The organism is Streptomyces sp. NPDC085900 (assembly GCF_044540925.1).
Taxonomy (GTDB): domain Bacteria; phylum Actinomycetota; class Actinomycetes; order Streptomycetales; family Streptomycetaceae; genus Streptomyces; species Streptomyces gilvifuscus.
In genome coordinates this window covers 1-12,651 of sequence record NZ_JBITSP010000010.1, presented here as the reverse complement: position 1 = coordinate 12,651, position 12,651 = coordinate 1, and the positions used below count along the sequence as shown (strand labels likewise).

The 12,651-nt window shown below is 68.9% G+C and carries 12 protein-coding genes; 8 read left to right on the top strand and 4 right to left on the bottom strand.

Annotated features, from left to right (window positions below; all coding sequences use genetic code 11):
- Positions 1–150: 150 nt before the first annotated feature.
- From ACIGDI_RS30165 to ACIGDI_RS30140, 6 genes are all read left to right on the top strand, one after another.
- Entirely contained in the window at positions 151–1,683 is a 1,533-nt protein-coding gene (locus ACIGDI_RS30165) for a PQQ-binding-like beta-propeller repeat protein (RefSeq protein WP_399903120.1), read from the top strand.
- Positions 1,684–1,849: 166 nt separating this feature from the next.
- Entirely contained in the window at positions 1,850–2,137 is a 288-nt protein-coding gene (gene rpsO, locus ACIGDI_RS30160; protein WP_200705305.1) for a 30S ribosomal protein S15, read from the top strand.
- Between the two features lie 306 nt (positions 2,138–2,443).
- On the top strand, positions 2,444–4,660 hold the full coding sequence (locus tag ACIGDI_RS30155; RefSeq protein ID WP_200705306.1) for a polyribonucleotide nucleotidyltransferase: 2,217 nt from the start codon (positions 2,444–2,446) through the stop codon (positions 4,658–4,660).
- The gene (locus ACIGDI_RS30150) at positions 4,657–6,036 is read left to right on the top strand and encodes a M16 family metallopeptidase (RefSeq protein ID WP_399903116.1); all 1,380 of its coding nucleotides are present in this window, start codon (positions 4,657–4,659) and stop codon (positions 6,034–6,036) included. Before ACIGDI_RS30155 ends, ACIGDI_RS30150 begins: the two co-directional genes overlap by 4 nt.
- Positions 6,037–6,073: 37 nt before the next feature.
- Entirely contained in the window at positions 6,074–6,826 is a 753-nt protein-coding gene (dapB, locus tag ACIGDI_RS30145; protein ID WP_399903113.1) for a 4-hydroxy-tetrahydrodipicolinate reductase, read from the top strand.
- 12 nt (positions 6,827–6,838) lie between these two features.
- Complete coding sequence (locus ACIGDI_RS30140) at positions 6,839–7,291, top strand: hypothetical protein (RefSeq protein ID WP_142142963.1); 453 nt, start codon at positions 6,839–6,841, stop codon at positions 7,289–7,291.
- 65 nt (positions 7,292–7,356) lie between these two features.
- On the opposite strand, the gene ACIGDI_RS30135 is transcribed toward ACIGDI_RS30140, so the two are convergent.
- The 3 genes from ACIGDI_RS30135 to thyX form a co-directional block, all read right to left on the bottom strand.
- Positions 7,357–7,905, bottom strand: a complete 549-nt coding sequence (locus ACIGDI_RS30135) for a PH domain-containing protein (protein WP_399903110.1) — start codon at positions 7,903–7,905, stop codon at positions 7,357–7,359.
- A 91-nt stretch (positions 7,906–7,996) separates the two neighbouring features.
- A complete protein-coding gene (locus ACIGDI_RS30130) occupies positions 7,997–8,233 on the bottom strand; it encodes a hypothetical protein (RefSeq protein ID WP_399903107.1) in 237 nt (78 codons plus the stop codon).
- Between the two features lie 213 nt (positions 8,234–8,446).
- Positions 8,447–9,232 carry an FAD-dependent thymidylate synthase gene (thyX, locus tag ACIGDI_RS30125; RefSeq protein ID WP_200705311.1) on the bottom strand — a complete coding sequence of 262 codons (786 nt, stop codon included), beginning with the start codon at positions 9,230–9,232 and terminating at the stop codon, positions 8,447–8,449.
- A gap of 334 nt (positions 9,233–9,566) precedes the next feature.
- On the opposite strand from thyX, the gene dapA reads away from it, so the two are divergent.
- On the top strand, positions 9,567–10,466 hold the full coding sequence (gene dapA / locus ACIGDI_RS30120; RefSeq protein WP_249839493.1) for a 4-hydroxy-tetrahydrodipicolinate synthase: 900 nt from the start codon (positions 9,567–9,569) through the stop codon (positions 10,464–10,466).
- A 145-nt stretch (positions 10,467–10,611) separates the two neighbouring features.
- Entirely contained in the window at positions 10,612–12,297 is a 1,686-nt protein-coding gene (locus ACIGDI_RS30115; protein ID WP_399903103.1) for a ribonuclease J, read from the top strand.
- 141 nt (positions 12,298–12,438) lie between these two features.
- On the opposite strand, the gene ACIGDI_RS30110 is transcribed toward ACIGDI_RS30115, so the two are convergent.
- Positions 12,439–12,651, bottom strand: a 213-nt coding sequence (locus ACIGDI_RS30110; RefSeq protein ID WP_399903100.1) for a hypothetical protein, incomplete at its 5' end; no start/stop codon positions are given.

The following is a 12,651-nucleotide window of genomic DNA, read 5'->3' as shown; positions in this document are numbered from 1 at the left end:
TCCCGGAGCGTGGGGCGTTTCCATGCCCGCCCGACCGGAATCCGCACCTCCGGAATCCGCGCCTCCGTCGCAAAGACGCTCCGCCGCAGAAATGCTCCGCCGCAGAAACGCTCCGTCACCACACGGCCGTCATACGAAAGGGACCCTCGCGTGAGCTTCGGCCCGCCGCCCTCGATGTACACGCCCCCCGCCCCGCACGCACAGCCTCCCGCTCCGAAGCGCCGCCCCAAGTGGCCCCTTGCCCTGCTCGCGCTCGTCCTGGTCGCGGCCCTCGGCACGGGCGGCCGGCTCCTGTGGGGCTCCGGCACGGGCGGTACGAAGACCTCGGGCGCCCCGACCGCCGCCCAGGGCCCCCTCGACGTCCGGGAGACCGTCGAGAAGAAGCCCGCGAACCCCACCGGAAAGATGGCCTTCCGCTTCTCCGTTGACGACATGAGCCCCGGTGAGCACTACGAGCTGCCCGGCATGTGGGCCACGGACCGAATCCTCGCCAAGGGCATCAACAAGACGGTCGTCGGCCTGCGCATCGGCGACGACGCCTCTCCCGGCGACGAGAAGTGGAAGCTCCCCCTCGACGGCCCGATCTGCGGCTACACCCGCCACGTCACCGGCGACAACCGCACGGCCGTCCTCTTCCGGGCCAACGACCGCGGCAACGCCTTCTGCAACCACGTCGCCTTCTTCGACCTCGACGACGGCCGTGAGGTCTGGGACGCCGACTTCCCCGTCTCCCAGCTCGGCGACGGCCACGGCATGGCGACCGGCGGCGACGAGCAGGACACCCCGAGCGTGACCCTGGTGCACGGCACGGTCGTCGTGACCTGGGGCGGCGGCACGGACGCGTACCGCATGAAGGACGGCACGCGCGCGTGGGAGACGACGGCGACCGGCCCCTGCCAGGACATGGGCGCCGCCGGCGGAGGCGCGCTGCTCGTGCGCGAGCAGTGCTGGAACGACAAGGCGCCCGCCGACTCCACGGATGCCACCACCTACAAGGCGCGCAAGGTGGACCCCAAGACCGGCACGACGCTGTGGACGTACTCCGCGGCCAAGGGCGTCCGCGACCTGAACATCCCCTCCGCCGAACCGCCCGTCCTCGCCGTCCAGGCCGGCGAGATCGGCATCTCCGAGATGCTCTCCCTCGACGGCCACGGCAAGACCCGGGCCGTGATCCGCCTCCAGAACGGCACCTACGTGGGCGAGTGCTCGTACGACGACTACCTGTCCACGGAGGACTGCCCGACCATCGCCGTCGGCGCCGGCCAGGTCTTCCTGCGCAGCAAGGACTCGGGCGAGCTGATCAACTCCAACTGGATCATCGGCTTCGACCTGGCGACCGGGAAGACCACCAGAAAGTTCGAGTCCGGCCCCGGCTCGCTGCTGTACCCCGTACGGATGAGCGGCGACCGACTCCTCGCCGTCCGTGTCACCGACCAGCACGTCATGCCCACGGGACTGGTCGCCCTCGACCCGAGGACCGGTACGGAGACCCCCTACCTCTACTTCGACCTCCCCCAGGAGGCCGACTTCATGACGACGACCGAGTACAACGACATCGTCGTCGAGGACGGCCGCATCTTCTTCGGCGTCAAGAAGGTCGACGGACCGGCCAAGGGGCAGCCACGATGGGTCTACCTCGTCCTCGGCGTGGAGAGCATGGCGGTGCGACAGGAACCCCGGTGAGAGGCGCCCCGGCCGCCTGGTACGCTGTGTGACGGCCGTGTGTGTACGCGTCCCCGGTTCGTCCGGAGACTGCGCCCAGCGGATCCCCGCCTCCCGAGTCACGGAAGCTCCCCTGAGAAGCAGACCAGGGGCACTCGGCGGCAACCACAGATCATGAGGAGTACGCGTGTCGCTCGACGCCGCTACGAAGAAGTCCATCATCTCCGAGTTCGGTACCAAGGACGGTGACACCGGCTCCCCCGAGGTCCAGGTCGCTCTGCTGTCCCGTCGGATCTCCGACCTGACCGAGCACCTCAAGACCCACAAGCACGACCACCACTCCCGTCGTGGTCTGCTGATCCTGGTCGGTCAGCGCCGTCGCCTGCTGCAGTACCTGGCGAAGAAGGACATCCAGCGCTTCCGTACGCTGGTCGACCGCCTCGGCATCCGCCGCGGTGCGGCGGGCGCCAAGTAACACGCCATGAAGGGAGCGGTTCCCGAAACGAGTCGGGGATCGCTCCCTTTGCCGTACATGCGGAAACGTGCGCAGTGTCACACCCACTTTGTAGTGTGGTAGCACAGCACAGTGCCGCATACGCGGTACTCACGAGGAGAAGTGCACCTCGCCGCCGCCGGTCCTCGGTAGTGGCCCCCGGGCGATGCGAACCCCGGGTGCTTCGATCGAAGACCGGCCCGCACCAGAAGGAGCGCTTCTCCGCTCACGTCCCACCGCCACACGGGCGGACGGGACAAAAGACGAAAAGTAACGGAGAAAACGCTAGTGGAGAACGAGACCCACTACGCCGAAGCCGTCATCGACAACGGCTCCTTCGGCACCCGCACCATCCGCTTCGAGACGGGCCGCCTGGCCAAGCAGGCCGCCGGCTCCGCCGTGGCGTACCTGGACGACGACACCATGGTGCTGTCGGCCACCACCGCCTCCAAGAACCCCAAGGACCAGCTCGACTTCTTCCCCCTCACGGTGGACGTCGAGGAGCGGATGTACGCCGCCGGCAAGATCCCCGGCAGCTTCTTCCGCCGTGAGGGCCGTCCCTCCGAGGACGCCATCCTCACCTGCCGTCTGATCGACCGCCCGCTGCGCCCGTCCTTCAGGAAGGGCCTGCGCAACGAGATCCAGGTCGTCTGCACGATCATGGCCCTCAACCCCGACCACCTGTACGACGTCGTGGCGATCAACGCCGCCTCCGCGTCCACGCAGCTGGCCGGTCTGCCCTTCTCCGGCCCGATCGGCGGCGTCCGCGTCGCGCTGATCAACGGCCAGTGGGTGGCCTTCCCGACGCACACCGAGCTCGAGGACGCCGTCTTCGACATGGTCGTCGCGGGCCGCACCCTGGAGGACGGCGACGTCGCGATCATGATGGTCGAGGCCGAGGCCACCGAGAAGACCATCCAGCTGGTCAAGGGCGGTGCCGAGGCCCCCACCGAGGAGGTCGTCGCCGCCGGTCTCGAGGCCGCGAAGCCCTTCATCAAGGTGCTCTGCAAGGCGCAGTCCGACCTCGCCGCCAAGGCCGCCAAGCCGGTCGGCGAGTTCCCGATCTTCCTGGACTACCAGGACGACGTCCTCGAGGCCCTCACCGCCGCCGTCAAGCCGGAGCTCGCCTCCGCGCTGACCATCGCCGGCAAGCAGGAGCGCGAGGCCGAGCTGGACCGCGTCAAGGCGCTCGCCGCCGAGAAGCTCCTGCCGGAGTTCGAGGGCCGCGAGAAGGAGATCTCCGCCGCGTACCGCTCGCTGACCAAGACCCTGGTCCGTGAGCGTGTCATCAAGGAGAAGAAGCGCATCGACGGCCGCGGTGTCACCGACATCCGCACCCTGGCCGCCGAGGTCGAGGCCATCCCGCGCGTGCACGGCTCCGCGGTGTTCGAGCGTGGCGAGACCCAGATCCTGGGCGTCACCACCCTGAACATGCTCCGTATGGAGCAGCAGCTGGACACCCTCTCCCCGGTGACCCGCAAGCGCTACATGCACAACTACAACTTCCCGCCGTACTCCACCGGCGAGACCGGCCGCGTCGGCTCCCCGAAGCGCCGCGAGATCGGCCACGGCGCCCTCGCCGAGCGCGCCCTCGTCCCGGTCCTGCCGACCCGCGAGGAGTTCCCCTACGCGATCCGCCAGGTCTCCGAGGCGCTGAGCTCCAACGGCTCGACGTCCATGGGCTCGGTCTGCGCCTCCACCATGTCGCTGCTGAACGCCGGTGTGCCGCTGAAGGCCCCCGTCGCCGGTATCGCCATGGGCCTGATCTCCCAGGAGATCGAGGGCGAGACGCACTACGTCACCCTCACCGACATCCTCGGTGCGGAGGACGCCTTCGGCGACATGGACTTCAAGGTCGCCGGTACGAAGGAGTTCGTGACCGCGCTCCAGCTGGACACCAAGCTGGACGGCATCCCGGCCTCGGTCCTGGCCGCCGCCCTGAAGCAGGCCCGTGACGCCCGCCTCCACATCCTCGACGTGATGATGGAAGCGATCGACACGCCGGACGAGATGTCCCCCAACGCCCCGCGGATCATCACCGTGAAGATCCCCGTGGACAAGATCGGCGAGGTCATCGGCCCCAAGGGCAAGATGATCAACCAGATCCAGGAGGACACCGGCGCCGAGATCACCATCGAGGACGACGGCACCATCTACATCGGTGCCGCCGACGGCCCGGCCGCCGAGGCCGCCCGTACGACCATCAACGGCATCGCCAACCCGACGATGCCCGAGGTCGGCGAGCGCTACCTGGGTACGGTCGTGAAGACGACGACGTTCGGCGCCTTCGTCTCCCTCCTGCCCGGCAAGGACGGTCTGCTGCACATCTCGCAGATCCGCAAGCTGGCCGGCGGCAAGCGCGTGGAGAACGTCGAGGACGTCCTCGGAGTGGGCCAGAAGGTCCAGGTCGAGATCGCCGAGATCGACTCCCGCGGCAAGCTCTCGCTCGTCCCCGTGATCGAGGGCGAAGACGACGCAGAGACGAAGGACGACACCGACAAGTGACGTCGAGCAGCGCCACGGCGACGGCCCGCACCTCTTCGGAGGCGCGGGCCGTCGCCCGTACCCAAACCCTGATCAAGGGCGAGAACGGCATCGGCACGGTCCGCAAGACCACCCTCCCGGGCGGCCTGCGCATCGTCACCGAGACCCTGCCCTCGGTCCGTTCCGCGACCTTCGGCATCTGGGCGCACGTGGGCTCCCGCGACGAGACGCCGTCCCTGAACGGCGCCACGCACTACCTGGAGCACCTCCTCTTCAAGGGGACGCAGCGCCGGTCGGCCCTGGACATCTCCGCCGCCCTCGACGCGGTCGGCGGCGAGATGAACGCCTTCACGGCGAAGGAGTACACGTGCTACTACGCGCGCGTGCTCGACGCCGACCTGCCGCTGGCCATAGACGTCGTCTGCGACATGCTGACCGGCTCCCTGATCCGCGAGGAGGACGTCAACGTCGAGCGCGGCGCGATCCTCGAAGAGATCGCCATGACCGAGGACGACCCGGGCGACTGCGTGCACGACCTGTTCGCGCACACGATGTTCGGCGACAACCCCCTCGGCCGCCCGGTCCTCGGCACCGTGGACACGGTCAACGCCCTCACCGCCGACCGCATCCGCCGCTTCTACAAGAAGCACTACGACCCGACCCACCTCGTGGTCGCGGCCGCCGGCAACATCGACCACAACAGGGTCGTACGACAGGTCCGGGCCGCCTTCGAGAAGGCCGGCGCCTTCAGGAATCCGGAGGCCGCCCCCATCGCCCCGCGCGACGGACGGCGTGCCCTGCGCACCGCGGGCCGCGTCGAACTGCTCGGCCGCAAGACCGAGCAGGCCCACGTGGTCCTGGGCATGCCGGGTCTGGCCCGCACCGACGACCGCCGCTGGGCGCTGGGCGTGCTGAACACGGCGCTGGGCGGCGGCATGTCCTCCCGGCTGTTCCAGGAGGTCCGAGAGAAGCGCGGCCTGGCCTACAGCGTGTACTCGTACACCTCGGGCTTCGCCGACTGCGGTCTGTTCGGCGTCTACGCCGGCTGCCGGCCCTCGCAGGTCCACGACGTGCTGAAGATCTGCCGCGACGAGCTCGACCAGGTCGCCGAGCACGGTCTGTCCGACGAAGAGATCGGCCGGGCCATCGGCCAGCTGCGCGGTTCGACCGTCCTCGGCTTGGAGGACACGGGCGCGCTGATGAACCGCATCGGCAAGAGCGAGCTGTGCTGGGGGGAGCAGATGTCGGTCGACGACATGCTGGCCCGGATAGCGTCGGTGACCCCGGACGACGTCCGCTCGGTCGCGCGCGACATCCTAGGACAGCGGCCGTCGCTGTCCGTCATCGGCCCGCTCAAGGACAAGCAGGCGTCCCGGCTGCAAGAGGCCGTGGCCTGACATCCGTCTTCGGTAACTGCGTGAGGAAGCGAAAGAGATGAGCAAGCTGCGCGTGGCGGTCCTCGGTGCCAAGGGCCGGATCGGTTCGGAGGCGGTACGGGCCGTCGAGGCGGCCGAGGACCTGGAGCTGGTCGCCGCCCTCGGCCGGGGCGACAAGCTGGAGACCCTCGCCGAGAGCGGCGCCCAGGTCGCCGTCGAACTGACCACCCCAGACTCGGTCATGGCCAACCTGGAGTACTGCGTGGGCCACGGCATCCACGCGGTGGTCGGTACGACGGGCTGGACCGACGAGCGCCTCGCGCAGCTCAAGAGCCTGCTGGCCGCCTCCCCGGAGACGGGCGTCCTCATCGCGCCCAACTTCTCCATCGGGGCCGTGCTGAACATGAAGTTCGCGCAGATCGCGGCGCCGTACTTCGAGTCCGTCGAGGTGGTCGAGCTGCACCACCCCAAGAAGGTCGACGCCCCCTCGGGCACCGCCACCCGCACCGCCCAGCTCATCGCCGAGGCCCGCGCGCAGGCCGGCACGGCTCCCGCGCCGGACGCCACCCAGACCGGCCTGGAGGGCGCGCGCGGCGCCGACGTCGACGGGATCCCGGTCCACTCCGTGCGCCTGCGCGGACTGCTCGCCCACCAGGAGGTCCTGCTGGGCGGCGAGGGCGAGACCCTGACGATCCGTCACGACTCCCTGCACCACAGCAGCTTCATGCCCGGCATCCTGCTCGGCGTCCGCCGCGTGGTGACCACTCCCGGCCTGACCTTCGGCCTGGAACACTTCCTCGATCTGAACTGAGCTCCTGACGTCATGCGCGCGAAGATCTCCTACCTCATAACGGCCGCCGTCCTGGTCTTCTACTTCGTCCTGGTCGGCAGCCGCGGCGTCATGCTCATCCAGGCCGGCACGGCCGTGACCGTCACCTTCGGCGTCGCGGTGCTGATCCTGCCGGTGATCGGCCTGTGGTTCCTGTGGAAGAACACCCGCTTCGTCCGCAGGGCCAACGCCCTCGCCGCCGAACTCGACGCCGAAGGCGGCCTGCCCGTCGACGAGTTGAGGCGCACGCCCGGCGGCCGGATCGACCGTGACTCGGCCGACGAGGTCTTCGCCAAGCGCAAGGCCGAGACGGAGGCGGCCCCGGACGACTGGCGCAGCTGGTTCCGCCTCGCCGTCGCCTACCACGACGCCCGCGACACCCCGCGGGCCCGCAAGGCGATGCAGCGGGCGATCGCCCTGCACGACGGCAGGACGATCGAGGCCTAGATCATGCCGAAGGGGCCGGTCCGCACGCGCTGCGGACCGGCCCCTTCGGCGTACGTCGGTCGGTGTCAGCCCCGCCGGTTCTCCGCCGCCCAGGCCTCGATGGTGTCCGCGGCCCGGTCGAAGGAACCCGCCCGGGCCAGGAAGTCCGCGTTGTGCGTGGTCAGCAGCACCGGCAGGTCCTGAGCGTCCGCGCGTACGAGGATCAGTGCCTGTCCCTGCACCGTGCGCGGCAGCCCCAGCCAGCGCACCGGCTGCTGCACCGTCCGTACGGCGGCGACCTGCCCCCAGGGCGTCGTACGCGTGCCGAAGTAGCGGACGTGGCGCAGGCCGTGCGGGCTCACCCACACGCCCACGCGCAGCAGCCGCAGCGCGGCGAGGATGACGACGAGCGCGACGCCGAGGATCACGCCGGCCTCGGACACCGAGCCCGTGAGGCCGATGAGGACCGCCGCGAACAGCACGAAGGAGGCGAGGAGGAGACAGAGCGCCGCCGTGCCGACGCGCCACGGCCCGGGGCGGTACGGGCGCCGCCAGCGGTCACGGTCGTCGAAGGGAAGCGCGACGTCGTCGGCGGTCTCGAAAGCACGCTCGGCCGTCAGGAAGGGCAGGGGCACGGCTGGTCCTCACTCGCTCCATGCGTGGGCTGTGCCCGGTGAGGCTATCCGCCTGTGTCCCCGCTCACCACCTTCGGGGGTCCGGATGGAGTCAGCGCCCCTGGGACGCCTGTGACTGCTGAGCCGGCGTGGAGCTGTTCACGGACAGGGCCGGCATCCCGAGGACCAGCGAGCCCACCAGCCCGGCGACGATGGTCAGCCCGAGCAGCCAGCGTCCGGCCATCTGGCCGACGGACGCCCGTTGGCGGGGCGGGGGCGTGACGTTGCTGCGGAACCTGTCGGCTTCGGCGACGAAGGCGAACGGAACGGGTTCGCGCCGACGGAACATGAGGGAGCGCCTCCTTCTGGACACGGCTGCGGGTGTCGAACGGGTGACTGTCGTCTACACAGACGGTCGGGTGCCCCAAAAGGTGCCCGCTTTCGCCGAATTCACAGAAATTCGCCGACGTATGTCGTGAAAAGGTGTCCGGGGCGCTCCCCGCGGCCGTGCAGGGAGCGCCCCGGACACCTCGGACGCGCTCAAAAGGGAGGGCGGGAAGGGTCAGACCTTCCGCCAGCCCGGGACCCAGGCTCCGTCCTCGACGGTGTAGTCACCGAAGAGCGCCGGAGCCTCCTTCATCATCAGCTCGCCCACCTTGCCGAAGATGAGACGGATCTCCTCCTCCGCCCCGGCCGCCGTGCGGTTCTCGATCACATGGCGCAGGGTGCGCACGTTCGCGCTCCAGACCAGTCCGGTGCCCAGCCCCTCGGGCGCGAAGCGCCGCATGAAGGAGGTCTTCGCCTTCTTCTCGGAGAAGGGCACGCCCTCCTCGTCCAGCCCGAAGTGGTCCGCCATCCAGCGCTGGAAGGCCTCCATCTCCTTCAACAGCCCGTTGGCGCGGGACATCAGCTCCGCGTCCTGCTGCGCCCACTCGGGGAACCAGAACGGCAGGTCGTCCAGCCGCACGAAGCGCAGCGACTCCTGGGACACCGCCACACCCGCCCGGTGACGCACCAGTTCGTGCGTGGCCACCCGGCTGACGTTGTGCAGGATGAAGTTGAAGGTGACGTGCTCCAGAACCGACCCGTGGGCGCTGGCCAGGATGTTCTGCAGGTACTTCTCCTGGTCCGCGCGGATGCGCGTCACGTTGGGGTTGAGCCCGGGCTCCCAGGAGCGGTAGCAGATGCGGCCGGCGAACTCAGCGAGGTTCTGTGCGTCGTCCAGCTCACCGCGGTCGATGCGCTCCAGCCACTTCTCCCCACCGACATCCTTGAGGTACGCCGCGATCTCGTCGTAGTCGAGGGCGGGGCGACCAATGAGATGCACCTGTGGTTCGACCGCGTGCATGTGATCACTCCAGTTCAGAACGGGGCAGAGGGGGGTAATCCTCCCACGCTGGCACCCCCGCTTCTGGCGGCGGGCCGGGCAGCGGTCGGGCCGCTTCGGGATGGGGTCTCATCGTAGGCACATGGACAGACCGCCCCCTCGGAGTGGGACACCTGTACGGATCGCGCTCAGAGGTGTCCGTATTGCGGCTTTTGGAGAAGTTCATCTAGCCTGATCAAACGGACCCGGTACTGCTTGAACCCCCGAGCAGGCAGTACCGGGCTCCGCATTTGTCCTGACTTATCCCGCACCCCAAGGGCAGACCTCGCATTGAGCACCGAGTAGCGTGTTCCCCATGGCTCCGACCTCGACTCCGCAGACCCCCTTCGGGCGGGTCCTCACCGCCATGGTCACGCCCTTCACGGCGGACGGCGCACTCGACCTCGACGGCGCGCAGCGGCTCGCCGCTCACCTGGTGGACGCAGGCAACGACGGCCTGATCATCAACGGCACCACCGGCGAGTCCCCCACCACCAGTGACGCGGAGAAATCGGACCTCGTACGGGCGGTCCTCGAGGCCGTCGGCGACCGGGCCCACGTGGTCGCGGGCGTCGGCACGAACGACACCCACCACAGCATCGAGCTGGCCCGCGAGGCCCAGCGCGTCGGAGCCCACGGCCTTCTGGTCGTCACCCCCTACTACAACAAGCCCCCGCAGGAGGGCCTCTACCGGCACTTCACGGCCGTCGCCGACGCCGCCGAGCTGCCGGTCATGCTCTACGACATCCCGGGCCGCAGCGGGGTCCCGATCAACACCGAGACGCTCGTCCGTCTCGCCGAGCACCCGCGTATCGTCGCCAACAAGGACGCCAAGGGCGACCTCGGCCGCGCGAGCTGGGCCATCGCGCGCTCCGGCCTCGCCTGGTACTCCGGCGACGACATGCTGAACCTCCCGCTGCTCTCCGTGGGCGCGGTCGGCTTCGTCTCGGTCGTCGGCCACGTCGTCACCCCCGACCTGCGCGCCCTCGTGGACGCCTTCGTCTCGGGCGACGTACAGAAGGCCACCGAGATCCACCAGAAGCTGCTCCCCGTCTACACGGGCATGTTCCGCACCCAGGGCGTCATGACGACGAAGGCCGCGCTCGCCCTCCAGGGCCTCCCGGCCGGCCCCCTGCGCGCACCGATGGTCGAGTGCACGCCGGAAGAGATCGAGCAGCTCAAGATCGATCTTGCCGCGGGCGGGGTACAGCTCTAACACCAGACTTGGCACCACCGGGCTTCACAACTGAATAGGCAGGGCCATCGCGCGCCTGCACCCCACAACGACAACTGCTACACGCACGAACGTCATGCGCGCCACGTGCCTACCGGTACGTGGCGCGCATGGTGAGGAGAGTCTTTTGAGTCATCCGCATCCTGAACTCGGCTCGCCCCCGCCGCTCCCCGAGGGCGGCCTGCGCGTCACCCCGCTCGGCGGTCTCGGCGAGATCGGCCGCAACATGACGGTCTTCGAGTACGGCGGCCGCCTGCTGATCGTCGACTGCGGCGTGCTCTTCCCCGAGGAGGAGCAGCCCGGAATCGACCTGATCCTGCCGGACTTCTCGTCCATCAGGGACCGCCTCGACGACATCGAGGGCATCGTCCTCACCCACGGCCACGAGGACCACATCGGCGGCGTCCCCTTCCTCCTCCGGGAGAAGCCGGACATCCCGCTGATCGGCTCCAAGCTGACCCTCGCGCTCATCGAGGCCAAGCTCCAGGAGCACCGCATCCGCCCGTACACCCTCGAGGTGGCGGAGGGGAACCGCGAACGGGTCGGCCCCTTCGACTGCGAGTTCGTCGCGGTCAACCACTCCATCCCGGACGCCCTCGCGGTCGCCATCCGCACCCCGGCCGGCATGGTCGTCCACACCGGCGACTTCAAGATGGACCAGCTTCCGCTGGACAACCGCCTCACGGACCTGCACGCGTTCGCCCGGCTGAGCGAGGAGGGCATCGACCTTCTGCTCGCCGACTCGACGAATGCCGAGGTGCCGGGCTTCGTCCCGCCCGAGCGGGACATCTCCAACGTCCTGCGCCAGGTCTTCGCCGGCGCCCGCAAGCGGATCATCGTGGCGAGCTTCGCCAGCCACGTCCACCGCATCCAGCAGATCCTGGACGCGGCGCACGAATACGGCCGCAGGGTCGCCTTCGTCGGCCGCTCGATGGTCCGCAACATGGGCATCGCGCGGGACCTCGGCTATCTGAAGGTCCCGCCGGGCCTGGTGGTCGACGTCAAGACGCTCGACGACCTGCCGGACAGCCAGGTGGTCCTGGTGTGCACGGGCTCGCAGGGCGAACCGATGGCGGCGCTGTCCAGGATGGCCAACCGCGACCACCAGATCCGGATCGTCGACGGCGACACGGTGATCCTCGCCTCCTCGCTGATCCCGGGCAACGAGAACGCGGTCTACCGCGTGATCAACGGCCTGACCCGCTGGGGCGCCAACGTCATCCACAAGGGCAACGCCAAGGTGCACGTCTCGGGCCACGCGTCCGCCGGCGAGCTCCTGTACTTCTACAACATCTGCCGCCCGAAGAACCTGATGCCGGTGCACGGCGAATGGCGCCACCTGCGGGCCAACGCCGAGCTGGGCGCGCTGACCGGCGTCCCCCACGACCGGATCGTCATCGCCGAGGACGGCGTCGTCGTCGACCTCGTCGAGGGCAAGGCCAAGATCTCGGGCAAGGTCCAGGCGGGATACGTCTACGTCGACGGGCTGTCCGTCGGTGACGTGGGCGAGCCGGCCCTGAAGGACCGGAAGATCCTGGGCGACGAGGGCATCATCTCGGTCTTCGTCGTCGTGGACTCCTCCACCGGCAAGATCACGGGCGGTCCGCACATCCAGGCCCGCGGCTCGGGCATCGAGGACTCCGCCTTCGGCGCTGTGACCCCGAAGATCGCCGAAGTCCTCGAACGCTCGGCCCAGGACGGCGTCGTGGAGCCGCACCAGCTGCAGCAACTCATCCGCCGGACCCTCGGCAAGTGGGTCTCCGACACGTATCGACGCAGGCCGATGATCCTGCCGGTCGTGGTGGAGGTCTGACACCTCGTCCGCGTGAACTGGGAGCGGGGCGCCTCGATTTGCATCCGGGCGCCTCGCTCCAGTACGTTTACGGCTCCGCCAGCAAGGGAACCCGGACGCTTCGTGTGTCCGGAGCCGACCCGGAGGGGCGGGAAAACCGACTCAGAACTTCTGATAAAGTCGGATCCGCCGGAAAGGAAACCGCGAAACAAAAGCGGGAACCTGGAAAGCACCGGGGAAATCGGATCGGAAAAAGATCTGATAGAGTCGGAAACGCAAGACCGAAGGGAAGCCCGGAGGAAAGCCCGAGAGGGTGAGTACAAAGGAAGCGACCGTTCCTTGAGAACTCAACAGCGTGCCAAAAGTCAACGCCAG

Excerpts from the sequence above, each read along its gene's own strand:
- dapB (WP_399903113.1), top strand. The coding sequence starts at position 6,074 with ATGAGCAAGCTGCGCGTGGCGGTCCTCGGTGCCAAGGGCCGGATCGGT.
- ACIGDI_RS30140 (WP_142142963.1), top strand. The coding sequence starts at position 6,839 with ATGCGCGCGAAGATCTCCTACCTCATAACGGCCGCCGTCCTGGTCTTC.
- thyX (WP_200705311.1), bottom strand. The coding sequence starts at position 9,232 with ATGCACGCGGTCGAACCACAGGTGCATCTCATTGGTCGCCCCGCCCTC.
- ACIGDI_RS30130 (WP_399903107.1), bottom strand. The coding sequence starts at position 8,233 with ATGTTCCGTCGGCGCGAACCCGTTCCGTTCGCCTTCGTCGCCGAAGCC.
- dapA (WP_249839493.1), top strand. The coding sequence starts at position 9,567 with ATGGCTCCGACCTCGACTCCGCAGACCCCCTTCGGGCGGGTCCTCACC.